General features: G+C 50.0%; 15 protein-coding genes. 2 read left to right on the top strand and 13 right to left on the bottom strand.

Features of this window, described 5'->3' with window-relative positions; all coding sequences use genetic code 11:
* Positions 1-19: 19 nt before the first annotated feature.
* The 12 genes from HP548_RS05915 to HP548_RS05865 form a co-directional block, all read right to left on the bottom strand.
* Entirely contained in the window at positions 20-952 is a 933-nt protein-coding gene (locus HP548_RS05915; RefSeq protein ID WP_062324145.1) for an ABC transporter permease, read from the bottom strand.
* A gap of 42 nt (positions 953-994) precedes the next feature.
* The gene (locus HP548_RS05910; RefSeq protein ID WP_175381154.1) at positions 995-2,638 is read right to left on the bottom strand and encodes an ABC transporter substrate-binding protein; all 1,644 of its coding nucleotides are present in this window, start codon (positions 2,636-2,638) and stop codon (positions 995-997) included.
* Between the two features lie 197 nt (positions 2,639-2,835).
* Complete coding sequence (locus tag HP548_RS05905) at positions 2,836-4,176, bottom strand: LLM class flavin-dependent oxidoreductase (RefSeq protein WP_175381153.1); 1,341 nt, start codon at positions 4,174-4,176, stop codon at positions 2,836-2,838.
* Positions 4,177-4,484: 308 nt separating this feature from the next.
* Entirely contained in the window at positions 4,485-4,760 is a 276-nt protein-coding gene (locus HP548_RS05900) for a glutaredoxin family protein (protein WP_175381152.1), read from the bottom strand.
* 201 nt (positions 4,761-4,961) lie between these two features.
* Positions 4,962-5,417, bottom strand: coding sequence for a phosphotransferase family protein (locus HP548_RS33665; RefSeq protein WP_281364807.1), 456 nt, complete (start codon positions 5,415-5,417; stop codon positions 4,962-4,964).
* Positions 5,414-5,893, bottom strand: coding sequence for a phosphotransferase (locus tag HP548_RS33660; protein ID WP_281364806.1), 480 nt, complete (start codon positions 5,891-5,893; stop codon positions 5,414-5,416). Before HP548_RS33660 ends, HP548_RS33665 begins: the two co-directional genes overlap by 4 nt.
* Before the next feature lie 217 nt (positions 5,894-6,110).
* Positions 6,111-7,676 carry a glycosyltransferase family 2 protein gene (locus HP548_RS05890; RefSeq protein WP_175381151.1) on the bottom strand — a complete coding sequence of 522 codons (1,566 nt, stop codon included), beginning with the start codon at positions 7,674-7,676 and terminating at the stop codon, positions 6,111-6,113.
* A 64-nt stretch (positions 7,677-7,740) separates the two neighbouring features.
* Positions 7,741-8,502 (bottom strand): GT-D fold domain-containing protein, encoded by a 762-nt coding sequence (locus HP548_RS05885; protein ID WP_256716886.1) that lies wholly within the window; start codon positions 8,500-8,502, stop codon positions 7,741-7,743.
* Positions 8,503-9,311: 809 nt separating this feature from the next.
* Positions 9,312-10,043: a sugar phosphate nucleotidyltransferase gene (locus HP548_RS05880; protein WP_076290869.1), complete on the bottom strand. Its 732-nt coding sequence runs from the start codon at positions 10,041-10,043 to the stop codon at positions 9,312-9,314.
* Entirely contained in the window at positions 10,040-10,813 is a 774-nt protein-coding gene (locus HP548_RS05875; protein ID WP_175381150.1) for a glycosyltransferase family 2 protein, read from the bottom strand. The genes HP548_RS05880 and HP548_RS05875 overlap by 4 nt, the downstream gene beginning before the upstream one ends.
* The gene (locus HP548_RS05870) at positions 10,810-11,925 is read right to left on the bottom strand and encodes a glycosyltransferase family A protein (protein WP_246317949.1); all 1,116 of its coding nucleotides are present in this window, start codon (positions 11,923-11,925) and stop codon (positions 10,810-10,812) included. Before HP548_RS05870 ends, HP548_RS05875 begins: the two co-directional genes overlap by 4 nt.
* A gap of 62 nt (positions 11,926-11,987) precedes the next feature.
* On the bottom strand, positions 11,988-12,935 hold the full coding sequence (locus tag HP548_RS05865; protein WP_175381149.1) for a glycosyltransferase family 2 protein: 948 nt from the start codon (positions 12,933-12,935) through the stop codon (positions 11,988-11,990).
* Between the two features lie 535 nt (positions 12,936-13,470).
* On the opposite strand from HP548_RS05865, the gene HP548_RS05860 reads away from it, so the two are divergent.
* Together HP548_RS05860 and HP548_RS05855 are read left to right on the top strand one after the other, a co-directional pair.
* On the top strand, positions 13,471-13,638 hold the full coding sequence (locus tag HP548_RS05860; RefSeq protein ID WP_175381148.1) for a hypothetical protein: 168 nt from the start codon (positions 13,471-13,473) through the stop codon (positions 13,636-13,638).
* Between the two features lie 45 nt (positions 13,639-13,683).
* Positions 13,684-15,246 (top strand): M4 family metallopeptidase, encoded by a 1,563-nt coding sequence (locus tag HP548_RS05855; RefSeq protein WP_175381147.1) that lies wholly within the window; start codon positions 13,684-13,686, stop codon positions 15,244-15,246.
* Positions 15,247-15,429: 183 nt separating this feature from the next.
* Here the strand turns inward: HP548_RS05855 and HP548_RS05850 are convergent, their stop codons facing one another.
* Entirely contained in the window at positions 15,430-20,661 is a 5,232-nt protein-coding gene (locus HP548_RS05850; RefSeq protein WP_175381146.1) for a WIAG-tail domain, read from the bottom strand.
* Positions 20,662-20,812 lie beyond the last annotated feature (151 nt).

The raw sequence follows: 20,812 nt of genomic DNA, 5'->3' as shown, positions 1-20,812 counted from the left end.
CAGACTGTTCCATCCGTCCTCACGTTCGGACTGCACGCCTAACTCTGGGATCAATGTACGCATAAGAGATATCCACCAATAAATTCAACACGACATAGATAATTGCTGTGAAAAAGACTACGCCCTGCACAACAGGCAGGTCTTTGGCCATCAATGCATCCGCGATAATTCTGCCGATACCCTGTCTGGAGAAGACCGTCTCCACCACGACGGTTCCTGCAAGCAAATCACCAATCAACATGCCGATGACCGTCACCGCAGGAATCAGTGCATTACGCAGCGCATGACCGTACATGATGGTCCGCTGTGAAAGACCTTTTGCTCGTAATGCCACGATAAACGGTTCGTTCACCACTTCCAGCATGCTGTTACGCACCATACGTACGATGAAACCCGCACCGACGAGGCCCAGTGTTGCAGCAGGAAGCACCAATGAACTGAATCCGTCGGAGCCCATCGCCGGGAACCAGCCGAGCTGAACCGAGAACAACAGGATCAACAGAATGCCGGTCCAGAAGGTCGGCATAGAGATGCCGAACAATCCAACAAGCCGGGCGATAAAATCAATCACGCCATTACGATGAATGGCAGACAGTACGCCGAGCGTAATGCCAATGGTTATCGCTATGATTGAGCTGAGCGCGGTCAGCGCCAGTGTGGCAGGGAAATGTTCCAGAATTTTGGGCAGCACCGGATCGGAATTAATCATGGATTTGCCGAAATCCCCACGCAGCATGTCTCCGAAATAGTTGGCAAACTGGATATAAAACGGCTGATCCAGACCGAGCTGAACCCGTAGGTTCTGAATCATCTCGGGTGTTGCCGATGACGGGTCCAGCATAAGCAGGACCGGATCACCCGGCAGCAGATACATGATGCAGTACACCAGCACCGAAGCTCCCAAAATAACCAGAAGCGATGTAGCAAGTCTTGTCAGTATCGTTTGAACCATACCGGGTCGTCTCCTTCCTGTCTGCATAATTGACGTTTCGTGTTATGGCTGAATCCGAACATCGTTGAACAACGGATACCCAAGTGAATCAAACTTGATACCCTGCACCGACTTGGATGCAGCCACCGTATAAGGGAACACGTAGATCGGTAGAATTACAGCCTGCTCGATCAGATATTGTTGAATCTGATTATAGATATCCACGCGTTTATCCTGATCAGTCTCTACCGCTCCCTGTTCGAGCAGTTTATCGATCTTCGGATCAGATAAACCGGATAAGGTCGGACGTTCACCTTCTGCACTCGTATGATAGAAGGCATAGAGCGCATTCGGATCAGAATTGACCTGGCTGTTGCCATAGAGATCATAATCCCAGTTCTGATAGATGACCGTAGCAACGTCCTTCGTAATTTCAACTTCAACTGCTATGCCGACCTGCTTGAGCTGCTGCTGAATAATCGCTGCAATGTCGTTACGTTTCTCCCGGTTCGGCGAACCATCCACATAATGCAGAGTCAGCTTCTTACCATCTTTTTCACGAATGCCATCTGCTCCCTTGATCCAACCTTGCTCATCAAGCAGCTGATTGGCCTTGTTAATATCCGGATTGATACTTCCTTCCAGAGAAGCATTATAACCGAGGATTCCCGGAGACAGCGCAGACCACGCTCGTTCGTAGTTGCCCAGATACAGTGTCTTCACGATGGATTCCACATCAACTGCAGATTGCACCGCCTGTCTGACTTTCACATCATCCCAAGGCGCTTTGCGCAGATTGAAGAAGAGGGTATATGGCAAACCAACGGTATTGGCCTGCAACAATTGCTGGTTCGGATCGTTCTTCAGGGCTGCAATATTTTGCGGCGGAACGGTCTCGGCAGCAAGCACCTGCTTACTCTGTACACTGCCGATGCGTGTTGCTTCTTCCGGTACAATTTTGAACGTAATCGTATCAATATGAGGGGCACCTTCATTTTCAACGGTTGCAGGAGCCCAGTTGTAATCCTTGTTTTTGGCGACAACGATATCCGCATTTTCATCCCATTTCACGAAGGTATACGGACCGGTCCCTACCGGATTTTTACCCAGTTGATCGCCATACTTTTTGGCGGCCGTAGGAGATACAATCCCCAGCAGGGCCTGACTCAAGTTACCGAGAAAAGCTTGTGAAGGCTGTTCCAGATTCACCTTAATGGTGTATTCATCAATAACCTCCGAGGAGCTATAAGGTCTAATCAGGGCAAGGGAATTGGCGGCTTTGGTTGCCGGATCGATCACCCGATCCAGATTGAACTTCACAGCTTCCGCGTTAAATGGTGTGCCATCATGGAACTTCACATCTTCACGCAGTTTGAACGTATAACTTTTGCCATCCTCCGATACACTCCACTCCTTGGCGAGCCAAGGTTTGATGGAGCCATCCGGCAGCTGTACCACCAGATTGTCATAGATCGTTCGAATCGCACGTACGGTTACGGCAAGGCCACTTCGATGCGGGTCCAGCGTATCCGGCGAGGTGGCGAGTGCGTAGGTCAGGTTCCCACCTTCTGCTTGCCCAGCCGCCTGCTCCCCACCGGAAGCCTGAACTGCACTGTTCGAGTTACCTGCCGCTCCGCAACCGGATAATACCAGTACCAATACTGCCGCCACTGCCATATATTTCATCCATGAGATAGACCTGTTCATATAGCTTCCCCCTCTGTGTATACAGGTGTCATTGATTCATTGAATTAATGATTTAATGAATTATAGGTTTTTATCTACATAACCTATCCGTTAACTTGGTTTTGCAGCATCATTCGGCACTTTCCGCATATGCAATCTGAATAGTTTATCCAGACGCCTCATTCCTTGACTGTGCCGAATTTCGGCTTCCCAGTTTCTTAAGCCTCGGTTCCCACTTGCTCCCGGGCAGCCGTGTAACGATTCACGGGAATTTGCACACCGAGATTGCCACGCAATGTGTCATGCTCGTATTCGGTGCGATAGATACCACGCTCTTGCAGAATCGGAACAACCAGTTCTACGAAATCGGCCAATCCACTTGGCAGTTCGGAATGAATAATGAATCCATCCGCCGCTTCGGCTTCGAACCATTCCTGGATCTTGTCAGCCACCTGCTCCGGTGTGCCAAGGAATTTGCTCTTCGGTGTAGCTGCCCGCAGGGCTACTTCACGCAGCGTCAATCCTTGCTCTCTGGCATCCCGCTTGATTTTGTCCGTACCACTGCGGAAGCTGTTGCTGCCAATGCCATTCAATTCAGGGAATGGTTCATCCAGCGGATATTGGGAGAAGTCATGATGCTCGAAGAAACGTCCCAGGTAGTCCAGCGCTTTATCGATAGTGACCAGGCTGGCAATCTCCTGATATTTCTGTTCTGCTTCTTCTTCTGTCCGTCCAATGATTGGATTGATCCCTGGCAAAATGACGATATCCTGTGTGGAACGTCCGTAGGTTGTTGCGCGGGTTTTGACATCTTTGTAGAAGGCCTGTGCATCCTCAATTGAATCATGTCCTGTAAAAACAGCATCCGCTTCTTTGGCAGCAAGGGTCTTGCCATCTTCTGAAGAACCTGCCTGGAAAATAACCGGCTGCCCCTGCTTTGAACGTGCAATGTTAAGTGGGCCCTGTACGGAGAAGAACTCTCCTTCATGATTGAGTGTGTGCAGCTTGGATGGATCGAAGAAAACGCCGCTTTCTTTGTCTCTTACAAAGGCATCATCTTCCCACGAATCCCACAAGCCCTTGGTCACCTGCAAATATTCGGTTGCAATCCGGTAACGTTCCGGGTGGGTAGGATGGTTGCTTTTACTGTAGTTTTTGGCTGAACCTTCAAGCGGGGATGTAACCACATTCCAGCCAGCGCGGCCGTTACTAATCAGATCAAGGGAACCGAACTGTCTGGCAACTGTGAATGGATCACTATAGGAGGTGGAAAGTGTTCCAACCAGACCAATCCGTGACGTAATGGCGGCCAGGGCGGACAACAAGCTGATTGGCTCAAATCGATTCAAGAAGTGAGGTATGGATTTCTCGGTAATATAAAGACCGTCAGCGATAAAAACGAGATCGAATTTGCCTTCTTCTGCCTTCAACGTCTGGCGTTTGTAAAATTCAAAATTCACACTGGCATCCGATTGAATCTCCGGATGTCTCCAAGTCGTCATGCTGCCTCCGACACCGTGGACAATCGCTCCAAATTTCAAACTGCGCTGAGCCGTCATATTACATTCCGCCTTCCTTGGATTAGGATATATCAAAAAATTTCTAAAGTCCGATCTGATACGGATAACGAAAGAAGAAAATTCAAAAGTTAACTATTCCTATGAGTTTGGTCAGCTTTAATTTCACAAATCTTATCACTGCCCCGCACATCGGTCAACAGCGTTGCTTATAGAACTTTTCTATATAAGGATTGGATATCTAAATAAGAGGATGGATTAGAGCTTATAAAAGTCTCCGACTGCTGCACACTGATATGACAGCCTTTAGCAGCCGGAAACTGCTTTATCAAGAGATCCGCCACGTCCGGTCAGACTGCTGCTTCATCGGGCTGGGCGAGAAGTTCCGCCAGTTTCTCCAAATCAGGCTCCAGCAATGCTTCATACTTGCCGTCTCCACCCACCTCAATGACTGGTACATTTCGAATGCCATATTTGGCTTCAAGCACGTCCCTCAGCACATCGTTGCCTTGCACTTCGATGTTCTCAAAAGGCTGGTTGCGGGCCGTTAGGAATGCCTTAACCTCCCCGCAGAAATGACAGCCTGTTTTGCTCCAGAGCACTACTTTTTTCGATGTAGAAGACATCGGCATACCTCCTGATTGTTTCATTGTCAGATCAGGGATGGATCACCACCCAGACCATTAATTCCTATCTGTTAAATAAGAATTATGGCTATAAATGTACTCCTCACCTCTTCAAGCGTCAATGGATCTTCCAATAGAATAAACCTATAAGAACATAGAAAGATTAAATTTAAAATTTGAAAAGAGCGCTTCAAGAGCTCTCTAATTCCTGAACCTATCACTAACCATGTTAAAGACCTGTTTGGCAGAACTGGCATAATCGTTAACCTGGTCCGGCCGTTTATCCATAGCCCATCGGAGGGTATCAAAGGCTTTTAACAGCAATACATGCCTCGCCAGATCCAGTTCCTCCACACTCATTCCGTATCCTTCCGAGAACGCTTTCAATTGTTCCGCATCAGGGTCTTCATCACGGAGCTGACACCGCATCAGATGGATGACATCTCCATAGGGCACAACCGTAACTTCGGCACTCCCCCAATCGAGCAGTATCAACTGACCTGTCGGATGAACCATCGTATTTTTTAATGAAATATCACCATGACATAAACCGAATCGGAACTTTTCATCTTGCAATTGCTCGAACCATTGTCGTACAATCCCCAATTCACTCTTCTTGATTACGCCCAACTCAAGCAACGGATCACGCTCTGTCAAACTATCGATGTTATACTGCACATATCCTTTCCAGCTGCCATCTGATCCTGGATGAGGCGGAGAATGGGATCAATCAGCTCCTCGCCAAAACCGGCCACTTGAATGGAATGTATACGTCTCGCATATTCACCGAGCTTCCTCCAGATGTCAGTCGGGGCTACTTTACTATCCAATCCGTTATCCCCCTCGACAAACGTTTGAATCATATATGCCAACTCATCCTTAACCCCAACGGACAATGTAGATGGCCCTGGGATACCCGTTGCGGCTGCCTGCTCAATACACCATTTCTCTTTGATAAAGGTAGGATAATTAACCTTGTTGTTCATGCGGACCACGACTTTATGACGTTCCGTCTCAACCAAGCACACCTGATTCACAAAACCTTTTCCGATAATCGGGTATGAGGATCTCACTTGTTCCTGAAGAAACTCACCAGCAATAGTTTGGGCTTGTACTACCATGGTGTCTTTCATCGTGTATTCCCCCTATCTCGGTATACTTAAATATGCTTTAGAAAATTGAATTGGTCATAGTGTAAAAGTAAATCGCTAATCTTTCAATCATTACATCTCATGATTCGTGATATATGTAAAGTTCGGATGCGGAAAGATGTGTAGCGTTACGATACGCTGTACATCATATTCCGCATCATGCTGTCGTGCCGATATACATGGCAGCCGAACCCGGTCATTACAAATCTTCGTTCAAGAGCTGGGGAGGAGCAATAATGGGCCAGCCTTCTTCGATCGTACGCAATTGGTTCGCAGATACATGAACGATATGCCCAGACTGCACTCCCCACCGTTCCGCAGCATAAGGGGTTGCAAACCTCCTGCGTTTACTGCCACTAATCTGGTACCATATATCCCGCTCATTCGTCGCGGCAACAATCATACCTTCCTCCAGTGCATCGCGGTTGCTCTGAACGGGTTGAGCGTGAACATGACTTCTTTCCAGGGGCCAGCCTTGTACCTCACCCGCAGATATCAGTGGCTCACCTTCAGATGCCCCGAGCAGATCCGGTTTCGCAACCAGAACGGGAGAAATGCCGCGTGGAACGGGGATGTTCAGCTTGCGTCGCTGTCCACGCATCAGTCGATAGACATCGCCCTTGATATCAGAGATGTAACATCCCTCCGGGTAAAAGTCCGTGCTGCGTCTCAGCTTATGTGTTACATCGCTGCTGCCCTTGGTGGAAATGCGCTGTCGCAGATCGGGGGAATCTAACTTGCCCTGGGTCGTCTTGTTTTTGTTTTCCTGCTGACTGGTCGACACCTCGGCATACAGCGAGAGCCGGGAAGTATCGGCAACCAGCGCATGAGGATCTCCCCATTTTTGTGTATAAAACTGTTCGTTATCCTTATTCACGACTTCATAATCCTGCTCTCCCAGCGCCTTCATGCTTACACTTCCGTAGTGATGTATGAAGGCATCCCCAGCCACCCCCAGCCTGTATCCCGCTAGCTTCACTCGGATGATCCAGTCGTCATCTTCAAAATTGCCCACGGCGTAACCTTCATCAAGATAACCTACCCGCTCCAGCAATTCCCGTGAGAACAGCCAGCAAAATCCGACCAGCCTTTCGGTCTCTCGATGTTTCGTGGCATCCGGGCGATTATGTCGAGCAGCAAACGACCACATATCCTCCACTTCCCTGTACGGGACTTCAATCTGCTGATCTCCACCAATGTAATTCGTAACCGGACCCACAACTCCCATCTCGGGATGACTGTCCAGACAGGTCATCATGTTTTCCAGCCAGCCCGGGGTGACCAGTATATCGTTGTTCAGCACGACGATATGTCGCCCCCTCGCCATCATCAGTCCATGATTCACACCGCCAGCGAAACCACGATTCTTATCCAGCGCAGCGACCCTTACCATGCCACCTTTGCGAAGCATGGCTTCCGCCGTGCCATCCTTTGACGCGTTATCCACAACAATAATTTCAAAGGGGGCCGGGGTATGCTTTTCAATACTGGACACACATTGCAAGACATATTCGCGCTGGTTATACGTCGGAATAACAATGCTTACGCCTTCGAATACCAGCCCGAATGAGCTTTCCCCCTGTCGCACGCCCTCATCGTAGCCTCTATGGTAGCCCTGCTTATACAGTTTTGCGTTCTTGGCTGCCCGTTTACCTGAGCCTTGGCGTCTAATCTTCCCACCACTCCGGCTTCGAGCTGCATGCAAAACAACGGTTTCGGATGACGATGCTTTCCGCTGTTTTGAACGTTTGCCTGATGTGCTCATGTTGCTTCCTCCATTTCTCCTCATCCAAATGCGCGTTACGATGAACGTCGCACCAGATCGTCCATTAGAGATGAAGCTCTCCTGTAACCAATTTGTCAGCCAAATGTCCAAAATCTATGGCAACCCGACCCAGCTCACCAGCGATTCGGCGACACAGAATGACGGCCGGAATTCCCGCAGCTACCAGAGCGATATCGAACGAATGCTCCGCAGTTTGCTGCATCACTCTCGGGATATCCGCAACTCCCTCCACTGTACCTATGATGCCTGTGACATGAACGCCGCGGCCGATCAATAACGCCCCAAGCTCCACAGCCTGGCTTCCAATCAGCAGCACCCGACGCCCCTGTACCACAGGCAACAACAGACCCGAATGATGCAGGCTGTAGTTAATCGTGGAACTGGTCAGATTCAGACGGGACCAATCAATGCCGAAATGACGTAACACTGGAAATAACAGCCCCTGAAAAGTAGGCGCACGCGAGATGGGAACACCGATCCAATCAGCGCCGCGAATGGCTTCCGCGAGCTCAGCGCGGATGTCCGGGGTGGAGCGTGGCACCCCTGCATAAGGCAGAAACGGTGCCAGCTCCTGCACTTGCTCGCCTGGCAGCACCGTATCGGCTGCCAAGGTTAGCAGTTCGCCATCTCCGAGGCGAACGACGGACAGGGGGCGCTGCGCATCCAGCGCCCCCTGGATATGGCCAGCCATCTCATGAGGGCTGGCCAGCCGGGTTAGGGTGGGCGCATATTGGCGGAATCCCGCCTCGATCAGATCTGCCGCCACGGCAGGCAGAATATGATCAGGCGGGATGTGCTGCGCCACCAGCGCCTCCCCGCCCGCGAACACGCCGTCGCGGAAGCCCTCGGCGTAGCCGCTCTCGGGCGCTGCCGCCGGCTGCGCAGGCGCAAGTGCCCTTGCGCTGCCAGCATGCGCGGCAGCGCTTTCCCGCCCCGCGGGGGCGACACCACCGCGTCGGTGTGTCGCTTTCGGCGGGGCGGTGCCAGCACCGCTGGCAGGCAGCGCCTGTGGCGTGCTGGCTTGCGGTGCTGCCCCGGGCGCACGCTGCACAGCCGTGCGCTGTTTGGCGCGGGCACCTGGGGCCCGCCCGCCCCGCGGCGCAGCATGCCCGCGGCCTGCAACTGCGCGCTTGCCCGTTTTGGCTCGCGCCCCTTTACGGCCACGGCTCACGCCTGTACGCTCGCCTGCTTTCACGCGGGTGCCTGCAGTGCCACGCCCTTCGCTTGTTTTCGCTCCCGTTCTGGTTCGTGTTCCAGCGCTCGCACGTCTTGCGCCGGTGCGCCCGCTGGCTTTGCCTTTCGGTTCTGCAAGAAGCTTGCGCTCTATTCCTGTGAGTTCCACATTCCCCTGCTTCGCGCCTTGGTTTCCCCATTCGTGATTCGAACTTGCTTTGGGCTGCACTCCCACAGATACGTACAAGGAGCCGGCATGACCGCCCAGTGTCTTCTTTCTGCCCAAGTCGCTGCGTTTTGCTACTCTCACGGCATTCCCTCCCTTGGCATGCACGAGGAGTGCCGCCGCTGCACAAAGCGCCGGAGCATTCTTCCGGCTCCGGCGCAAGTTGTTCTGCTCTCATGGGACCTCTCACAGCGGCAGCATCAGGCGCATATATTTTAGGGCAATTGACCCTTCATGCGGATGGCTGCTTCCTGAAGCGATTGGAACGTCCCGGCATCACTCCAATATTTTTGCAAAATATCGTATTCCAGTCCTCCAGCTGCTGCATAATGATTGTTCACGTCCGTAATTTCGAGTTCGCCGCGTGCAGAAGGTGTAATGTTCTGAATGAGGTTGAAGACATGGTCATCATACATATATATGCCAGTAACACAATAAGAGGTCTTCGGATCACTCGGTTTTTCCTCAATGTATGAGATTCGTTCCGGATGCTGCGGATCAAACACCGGTACCCCATACCGCCGTGCATCGTCCACTTCTTTGAGCAAGACACGAGCTGTACCCGCAGACTGCTGCATATACCGATCCACGTAAGGCTTCAAATCGTCGCTAAACAGATTGTCTCCCAGAAGCACAACGAATTTCTCTCCAGGAAGGATAAACGACGTCGCCAGATCCAATGCTTCAGCAATTCCGCCTGCCTTTTCCTGAATCCGATACGTCAGCTTGACGCCATGATCTGCTCCACCACCCAAATACTCCGTGTATAACCCAGCGGAATGTTTGTTGATCACGATCAATATCTCTTCAATGCCTGCCTGGCGGAGTCTGTCGATGCCATACATAATCATCGGATGCTTGCCGACTGGAATCAGATGCTTGTTAATCAGCCGGGTGAGAGGATACAGTCGTGTTCCTGTTCCGCCAGCAAGAATTACACCTTTCATTCCACTATCCCTCCTTCATCAGATGTCTCAATATATTTAAGGGGATCGACATGCCATTTGTTGATAAAAATGGATCGATTACGCTCAAGCAACTGTTTCCATGCTACAGGATCGGTCTTCAGGAAACTCGCGCTGCCGCGATGATGTACCAAGACATCCCCGCATACCAGCAAACGATACCCTTTCTGGCAGGCCCGGTAGCAATAATCGTCATCTTCATAGTGTCCCGGCGAATAGACTTCGTCAAGCACACCAATGTTCTCCATCACGCTTCGCCGTATGAGCATACATAAGCCGACGATCCGTCTGACTTCCTTCCATCTGGAAGAATCGACTATATTGTTGACAGCAGCCAGTTCCTGAAAATGTTCCATGTCCCGGAACTCAAGCTCCACCTGCTGGATACCACTTGCGTAGTTGGTCACCGGACCTGTAATACCAATGTTTACATCACTGTAGAGTGCTGCCCGCAGATTATCGAGCCAGCGGGTGGTAACTGTAACATCATTATTCAGCAGCAACAGCTCATCACCACAGGCTGCGCGGAGCCCGGCATTGCAAGCCGCCGGGAAACCCCGATTGTCCGGTAACCGGACAAAGCGAATTCGTTCCTGGGCACAATACGCTGCCGTTCCATCAACCGAGCCATTATCCACTACGATGATTTCATAAGCTGTATGATGATCGGTATATTTTCGAATGGCATCGATACATGGCTTCAGCAAATCCAACCCATTGTACGTCGGAATAATAATACTCGTCAGTGTCATCTGGCGTTCCTCCTGTAGGCCACTTCAGCACGGGATATGGATCGGGCTTGTGACTTATTTCCGCCCATATCCAGCCAGGTTGCAATCGCCTCCAGATGATCGCCAATGATCAATCTGGCGACTTCGTTGCCACTGCCCGTATTGGTGGAACGCAGGCGATTGGAACGAATGACATCCACCTGACTGGGTGCAGTCACTCTTAATCCGTGCTGGATGGCTAGACTTTGCGCCTTGGGAGGAACGGCCAGCGCCTCCGGTTTTACGATCTGGATCATATTACGCGAAAGGGCATGAGGTACGGCCGTCAACGAATTAGAACCCAGATCCGAACGATTAAGCACATGGTTGAGATATGCCTTGATGCGGCTCACTTCATCCTGGCGAGCAAATGGAGGCAAAAGGGATGAAAGATTGTTCAGCGCCACATCATCTCCCCGGTCAACCGCATACAGAAATGGGGCGAGCTGCTCTGCCGGGACGACCATATCCCCATCCACAAAGAGAAGGGTCTCTGCCTCCGTCATCTTGGCCCCCAAGGCGCGGCCCACATCATGTCCCGCCCGGTCAGGTTCATAGACCAGCGTGATACCAGGCTGTTCAAGCACCTGTGTCAGACTGTTGTCCGTTGTTCCATTCAATACCACAACGATATCCGTCAGAGGTAACCGTTTCAGTTGTACAAGCACTTGGCCCAGTGTGAGTTCCTCATTGCATGCACAGACGACTGCAGCGGCAGGTTTTCTCAGGGCAAGTGGAACGATATTTAATGAACGCCCTGCAGTATGAGCATAACCCTGCATGAATGCTTTCCCTGCGTGCATTGCAGCAGAATATCCCCTTAGCTCCACTGAGATCGCAGCCTCATACTCATGCCATGTTGAACGTGCATGTTGTTCAATCGATTGTTCATTTTCAAACGCCTTGCGTCCTGCCCGTTGCCCTGCGCGGAATGCTTCATGCAATACGGAGCTGTTCGTAGCAGACCTGCTCGCTGTCGAACTCTTTAGCGGCGATTTAATCAGACTCTTCCTGCCCATTGTTCTGGCTCTGTTCCTTGTTGTTTGTCTGCCTGCTGTCCGTTGACGACGGATACGCCCTGAACGCTCCTTCATTTCCTCACCTCCAGCATGTTCTATCTTTTGACGAGGTTTCTTGCTTGTTTTAGGCAACATGCTCACCTCGTCAGGCTACGAACACGCTGCAGATCGGAATGTCCTCCGCGTGGTCCAAGCGTATCGGTTATCCACCTGATCGCTGTCAGATGATCATTCCATACCACTTGACTGAGCGGGTCCGGTCCTTTTCGTTTCTTGACTCGAACTGCGTTCATTTTACCTACAGGCACATGATGAACGGCACGCACCTTTAACCCGCTGGTAACCGCCTTTGCATGTGCCAACGGTGGAATCTCCAGTGTGTCCGTACCAATCACTTCAAGTGCCCTGCGACTTAATGCATGCGGAATGGCTGTCATGGAAGCTCCTTGCAGATCAGGTCTAGCAAGCATGCTGTTCAGCACATGTTTGGCTTCTACCACAGGGTGAACAGGGATACGCGCCACCGGTCCGTTATAATCATTAAGCGCCACATCCGTCCCATCCAGAATCGCTCGCACATAAGGCGCGAGATGTTCTGCCGGAATTGGAATGTCTGCATCCGTGAACAACAGCACCCTGCCACGAGCTGCCGCTGCACCGATTCTTCTGCCTCCATCATGTCCCAAAGCCTCGGCATAACGAAGCACCTGTGCCCCCGCCCTTTTTGCCGCTGCTGCCGTCCCGTCCGTGGAACCATTCACAATAACAAGCACTTCAGCATCACGGCATATCCGCAGCGCCTGACGGACGACTGCACCAATGGTTCGCTCTTCATTCATGGCAGGTATAATGACCGAAAGCAGTGGGTTATGCGAGTCCGTCGAACCTTGTGCGAGTGTCTCTCTCATCGCATGCTCAGCTCCGAATGCTGGCAATTCCGTTTGCTCCACGGGTGGAATCACGTACTTGTAGGCCTTTGTACCCTTTTTGTAAGCAGATTTCAAACGACGCTTCTTTAATTGCGCTTTTCTTTGTACCAGCTTCGATTTGGCTGCATAAAAAGCTGTATTGCCGCGTTTTTGCAACACAGTCACCTCCCGGGTGTACATCAATGCCATGCAAAGGGAGTACACGTTATTCTATGTATTCATGGAGCAGTGGAAACGGCGTATGTCCTTGAACTGAGCAGGTTCTGTCTGCTACCAGGATCAGTCAATCCATTTATTTAGACATGATTCGTCAAAAAATGCGAAATATGCTACGGCTCCCCTACTTCAGACACAATTTTAAAAAAAATTTAAAATTGCATCTTTTCCAAACTTTTACATTGTGATAATATACGTTGCAAGCAGTAGATTGACAAAAAAATCCTAAAAAGGAACAAACGTTCTCTATAATTACTTTTTTATTCCTGTTAATTGACCTTAGGTTAATTTATGCATACAGGATGATACAGGAGACCGTTTTTGCTCTGTTACATGTACTTTGAGAGGAGTGATGCCGTTCAATACGTAATTCAGGCTTTATTATGTGAACCCGGAACGAACACCTCGGCTCCGTAAGAACATCTTCTGCTTCGCAAGTGGACAAGACCCCTGGCTTCTGAGAGAGGAAAGCCTCATGGCTGAACCGAATAAACGGTACTCCTTTGTCAAGTCCCACCACAGACATACAGGCTCTGCCGACTTTGTTCCTTATCGTTTCTTGTCATATTCCACGTTTCAGATTCAGCCCCCACACTCCGCGCTGCCCATGTTGCAGACGGAACTCCAACCGAGATTGGCATAATCATTTGTTATTCAAAAAATCATATTGAGAATGGGAGAGTTTACTATGAAATTTGCTAAAGTTATGCCAACAATTCTTGGAGGAGCTCTTTTGCTCGCTTCCGTATCTTCTGCTGCAGCTCCATTGTCTGATCAGTCCATTCCATTGCAGGCCCCTTATGCCTCTGAGGAGGGTATCCAGTTGAACAGCGGCTCTGACGAAACAATCTTCAATTTCCTTGGACAACAGGAACAATTCCTGAACTCCGATGTGAAATCCCAACTCAAAATTATTAAAAGAACTACAGACACCTCTGGTGTACGACACTTCCGCCTGAAACAGTACATTAAAGGAATTCCAGTATACGGTGCCGAGCAAACGATCCACTTAGACAAGACTGGCCAGGTTTCATCCGCACTTGGTGATCTTCCACCGGTTGAAGAACAAGCTATCCCTAATGACGGTGTCGCTGAAATCAGCGCAGAAGACGCGATCAAGATCGCATCCGAAGAAGCCACTTCCCGCGTTGGAGAACTTGGCGAACCACAGAAAACCCCTGAAGCGGAACTAAACATTTACCACAATGAGGAAGATGACCAAACCTACCTTGTTTACATTACCGAAGTCAATGTGCTGGACCCCGCCCCGTTACGTACCAAATATTTCGTGAATGCCGTTGACGGCAGTATCGTATCTCAATATGACCTCATCAATTTCGCAACAGGAACAGGTACAGGTGTACTTGGTGATACCAAAACCCTTACAACCACCCAATCCGGCAGTAGCTTCCAACTGAAAGATACCACTCGCGGTAATGGCATTGAAACTTACACTGCAAACAATGGCTCTTCCATTCCAGGTACGCTCCTGACAGATTCAGATAACGTATGGACTGATCGTGCTGGCGTAGATGCTCACGCCCATGCTGCTGCCACGTATGATTTCTACAAAAGCAAATTTAACCGCAACGGTATCAATGGCAACGGTTTGCTAATTAAATCTACGGTGCATTACGGCTCCAACTACAATAATGCCTTCTGGAACGGAGTACAGATTGTATTTGGTGACGGTGATGGAACGACTTTCCGCTCCCTATCTGGTGATCTAGATGTAGTAGGCCACGAATTGACACACGGTGTCATTGAGTACACAGCCAATCTGGAGTACCGCAATGAGCCAGGCGCATTAAATGAAGCCTTCGCTGATATTTTCGGAAATACCATTCAAAGCAAAAACTGGTTGCTTGGCGACGATGTATACACTCCTAACATTGCAGGTGATGCACTGCGCTCCCTGTCCAATCCTACACTCTATGGACAACCTGACAAATACAGTGATCGTTATACCGGAACATCCGACAACGGTGGTGTTCATATCAACAGCGGTATCATCAACAAAGCCTACTATCTTGCAGCCCAAGGCGGCACACATAATGGTGTGACTGTAACTGGAATCGGGCGTGATAAAGCCATTCAGATTTTCTACAGCACACTTGTGAACTACCTGACGCCTACATCCAAATTCGCTGCTGCCAAAACAGCGACAATCCAAGCCGCTAAAGATCTGTACGGAGCAACTTCTGCTGAAGCTACTGCAATTACCAAAGCTTATCAAGCTGTAGGATTGTAAGAATCATTCGTTGTTGAACTCATATTCAATCGTTCAGGCACCCCTCATCGTCCGAACGGATCAAGCTTATATATGAAAAAAAGCGGTGTCCCGGACATATCCGGGAACCGCTTTTGTCTATTTAAACATGTGAAATCCATTCCTCTACAGTTATCTTGAATGAAGACACATGATCTCCCATTTTTACTTCGAAGGCCCAGCGGCAATCCATGACAACAATCCGTAGGTGTGTGTGGAGCCCGCAGTACGTGACACTTCCAGCACGGCTTCATCCTCACTCTGGGAGAGGAGTGACACCTGGAATCCCCGATCATTACACATAGCTACAATCACATAATGCTCGGAAATAAAAGACTCCTCAAAAGCTACCGTTACTTCCACGCACTGTTCATTCTCAGGCAATATAAAGGCTTCCATACCGAACTGCTGCACCACAGGCTGACGGCTGACACTTCGTACAGGCTGGAATGACAGGTGTTCAGGACCCACAGCTCCATGCTGTAACTGGCTGCTTCCAACAGCTCCATCACTCAAATGCTCCTGCTTAACTGCTTGCTCCCTCAGCTTGAACTCCTTATTTCCATCGATCTCATGTGAAAATTCAGGCTGTGGTAGCGGTAGCTGTGGCTGGACCGTGCCAGCTGTCGTCAATGAATCTCCAAGCTGGTTAGCTTGCGATGGATGCTCTTGTTGTTGCCCCAGCTCCTGACCCGACGTCTGGATAAACTGCGTTTCCTTCAGATCGACACTTGAGTGTTCCACGACAATTGCCGGCTGTGATGGCGGTACAGCCTCACTTCCTGTTTGAAGCAATACCTCTTGTTTTTTGATCGCTGCCAGCTGTTCGAGCGTTTCTCCACTGAACTGACGAATCGCATTCCATATCTCTTCGCTCAAATGGGCCGGACCTACAATTCCCGCATTCAAGTGATTGGAGGTAATGCTTTGTTCACTCAGTTTGCTGCCGGTTACACTGCCGTCGGCCAATTTGGCACTGGTGACAGACCCATTTTGCAGATGAACCCCGCTTACTGCTTCCTCTTCCAGATGGGTTGTGCGAATACTGCGTTCCTGAATATGATCAGCAAGAATCGTTCCATCCTGAATATGCCGAGATTGCACACTTTTGTCTGCTATGTGGATTGCCGATATCGCACCTTCAAGCAATTTATTACCGTTTACACTGCCGTCGGCCAATTTGGCACTTGTAATGGAACCATTGTGCAGATGAATCGAACTGACTGATTCCGCTTTGAGGTGGGAGATTCCAATGCTACGCTCTTGAATATGGTCAGCATGGATGGCTCTCTCTTGGATATGACGGGATTGCACACTTCCATTGGCAATATGGACATCCGACACCGCATCTTCAAGCAGTTTGCTGCTGCTCACACTGCCATCGGCCAGTTTGGCACTCGTTACGGACCCATTTTGCAGATGAACCGCACTTATTGCTTCCTCCTCCAGATGGGACGTACCAATGCTATGCTCCTGAATATGATCAGCAAGAATCGCTCCTGCCTGGATATGGCGAGTTTGCACACTTTCCGATGCGATATGGCTCCCCAATACAGCATCTTCGAGCAATTTGCTGCCGCTAATGCTACCGTCAGCCAATTTGGCACTTGTTACGGACCCATTTTGCAGATGAACCGCACTTACCGCTTCCTCCTCCAGATGGGCTGTGCCTATGCTTCGCTCCTGAATATGACCAGCATGAATAGCTCCTGCCTGAATATGCCCGGATTGCACACTTTCCGATGCGATATGAATCCCGGATACCGTACCTTCGAGTAACTTGCTGCCAGTTATACTGCCATCCGCCAGTTTGGCACTCGTTACAGATCCATTTTGCAAATGAATGGCACTTACCGATTCCTCTTCCAAATGTGCTGTGCCGATGCTCCGCTCTTGAATATGATTAGCAAGAATTGTTCCCTCTTGAATATGACGGGATTGCACACTATCGTCTGCAATGTGGATATCCGATACTGCTCCTTCAAGCAACTTGCTGCCGGTTACACTGCCGTCGGCCAACTTCGTACTTGTTACAGATCCATTTTGCAGATGAATGGCACTTACTGCTTCCTGTTCCAAGTGAAGCATGCCAATGCTGTGCTCCTGAATATGGTCAGCAAGGATTACTCCTGCCTGAATATGGCGGGATTGCACACTTTCAGAGGCGATATGGATTCCCGACACCGCATCTTCGAGCAACTTGCTGCCGGTTACACTGCCGTCGGCCAGTTTGGCACTGATGACAGACCCATTTTGCAGGTGAATCGCACTTACTGCTTCCTCCTCCAGATGGGTTGTGCCGATGCTCCGCTCCTGAATATGGTCAGCATGAATGGCGTCTGCCTGAATATGCTCGGATTGCACGCTTTCGGACGCAATATGAATTCCCGATACGGTCCCTTCAAGCAATTTGCTGCCGTTTATACTGCCATCCGCCAGTTTAGCACTGGTTACAGATCCATTTTGCAAATGAACCGCACTTACAGACTCCTCATCCAGATGAACTGAGCCAATACTGCCCTCTTGAATATGATCAGCAAGGATTGCTCCTTCTTGGATATGACGGGTTTGCACACTTTCATTGGCAATGTGAGTAGCCGATACGGTTCCAGCGGCTAATTTGCTGCCATCCACACTACCCGTTGCTAGTTTGGAGCGTGTTACAGATTCATCCTGCAAAATAATCGTACTTACCGCTTCTTCTTCCAGATGAGACGTTCCGATGCTGCGTTCATGGATATGATGAGGAAGAATCTCACCATCTTGAATATGACGGGAATGCACAGCTCCTTGCTGCAGGTGAACAGCACTTGTCGACTCTGCCTGAAGATGCAAACCACTAATCAAACCTGGCTGAAGATGAGCCGCTGTAATGGATAAAGGTGCCAGATGGTCTGTTTCAACAGATCCAGGTGCCAAGTGATGCGATGTGACCACCTGTTCAGCAATATGCTCCTCATGAATGATGTCTGCCTTCAGATGCTGTGAGCTCACTACTTGAGTTCCCAAATGGTCAGATTTCACGCTACCTTCAGCCAGATGGACGGATTGTACAACGGATGGCTGCAAGTGCTCGCTACCTACAGCGGCCTGTTGTAGTTCTGTTCCGGATACCGAGTCTGCTGTCAAATGGTCCGCACTTATGGAGCCATGCCGAAGTTTGTTGCCAGTAATACTGCCATCAGCGAATAATTCCGGCGAGCGTATTTCTTCCGACAAATGTTCCAGGGAAACGGCATGCTGCTTCAGGTGATATCCGCGAATGGTTCCTGATGGAATATGTTTGGCGTTAATGCTCTCTGCCATAATCTTGGAAGAAGTCACGCTGCCGTCTGCCAGTTTAGCTGACGTGACAGCAAAATCCGCCAGTTTATCTGTGGCAACACTCTCTGGTGAAAGCTTGGGGGAGGTAACCGCATGATCTGTTAGATGAGGCGGAAAAATGGACCCGCCAGCCAGCTGGGCTGAAGTTACACTATCAATAGCCAATTTATCTGTTGTGACCGCGGCCCGTGCAATCGCATCCGTTTCAACACTGCCCGGCTGAAGATGAGGTACACCTACGGCATGTTCTGTCAGGTGTTCCGATTTCACTGCATAAGGTCTCAGGGCCTCGGAACCCACGCTGCCTGGAGCCAAATGTGTCCCTGTGACTCCACCACTCGCAAGATGCGAGGATATAACACTTCCCGGGGCAAGCGCTCTGCTACTCACCGATGCCGTTCCAAGCTTTTCTGTTGTCACACTTCCATCCGCGAGTTTAACGTCTGTAACGGCAGCATCCTGCAATTCATACGTACCCACGGCCGACTCTGCAAGATGCCGCTCAGACACCACGTCGTCTGCAAGAGCATCTCCGGACACACTTCCGGTAGATAGATGAGTTGCCTCGATGCTTCCACTTGCAATGTGAATGGAGTGAATTGCGGAATTGTCCACATGTACCGGCGTAATTCCCCGATTCGCAATGTGTTCCGCACGAATGGACCCTTTGGCAAGATGTTTACCATGTATGGCTTCATCCGCAATTTTGGAAGAAATGACGCTCTGATCAGAGATCTTGGATGCCGTAATGGACTGCTCCAGCAACTTTGCTGTTCCAACAGACTGGTCTGCAAGTTTGCTGCTGGTTACTGCACCTTCTGTCAAATGCTCACTGCCCACTTCTCCATTGCCAATCTGCTCCTTGCCAACGGAATGAGCTCGAATCTGGCTTGAACCAATTGAACCGTCCAGTAGATGTCTTCCACTTAATGAACCCTCAGCTAAATGTCTTGTTTGTATGGATCCATCCTCTATCTGGTCACTTCCAATACTGCCATTTAATAGTTGTGAACGACCGACAGACCCTTCTGCCAGATGTGTCTGTTTAACAGCACCTGCCTGAATATGGTGAGACTCAATGGAGTGTTCTTCGATTTTGCTGCCTGTGACAGCAGCTTCACGAATTTTGGATGTAGTCACTGCATCATCAGCCAGTTTGGAAGTATTCACAGCTCCTCCCGTGAGATGCCTTGTGTCCACGCCGCTAATCGCGATCTTGTCTCCAGTTACGGCATGATTCTTGATTAATTCTTCCGTTACCAGCATGCGGCTGAGATGTCTTGTGCTGATGGAACCGTCGGCAATTTTGGCCGAATCGATGACCTGGTTGCCAAGCTTCTGAGAAGTAATACTGCCATCTCTGATTTTCTCACCTGCAATAGAAGCATTACGTATTTTGTGACCAGATACAGAGCCGTCAATCAGGTGCTCCTCAGATACAGACGCTTCTGCAAGTTTCGCTGAAACAATGGCCCCGTCTGCAATGTGAATGCTGGTCACCGCATAATCCTGCAATGCTTCACTGCCGACCGCATCCGGTTTCAGCTTGGAGGCATCCACAGAGAAAGGAGCCAGTTTGCTCTCTGTAACAGCAAATTCACTCAAGTCGTCCGTGTAGATGTAGTGTCCGGTATGACCCGGCATCTGGTTCTGGTTCAGGATCTGCAGCCGGTCCTTGCTTATTATCTCCTGTTTGTTGATGTCCTGCTCTTCTTCCAGAGCAGGCGGAGCCACGCTGCTAACCTGAATCTGCTTTTCCAGGATATCTTGCGTCTCGACGACTTTCTCGCTATCAGACTCTACGGGTTCCGGCTTGATCGATTTGGTTACGATCTCCAGGTCTTCCAGCTCGTTCGTTGAAGCAGGTAGCTCCATTGATTCGGATAGGAATTCTTCTGATGCCTGAATGGCCTTCGAATTTCGTTTATTTGTATTCAAGCGTTCTTCCCTATTCGAAGTGAAACCCGAGTCCATTGTGTCTGACCGTCGATTGGTCAGATCCAGTTCCTTAAATTTAGGACTCACATGCCGCAGTTTTGGCGTAGGAACCTTCTTATTGCCCTTTTTACTCATGCAGCTAGCTCCTTCCTCTAACGTTCGTCTCCGGCATCATATGCGTCAGTATGGGCATCTGCCACTGTAATTCCTGACTTTAGTGGGTTACATTTCATCGCCGCACAAGCTTCAAGGCATGAATGATTGAGCTGTCCCTACTGAAATAGGC

This window comes from Paenibacillus taichungensis (genome assembly GCF_013359905.1).
Classification (GTDB): domain Bacteria; phylum Bacillota; class Bacilli; order Paenibacillales; family Paenibacillaceae; genus Paenibacillus; species Paenibacillus taichungensis.
Note: the sequence above shows the minus strand (reverse complement) of the source record. Positions and strands in the feature narration are given on the sequence as shown.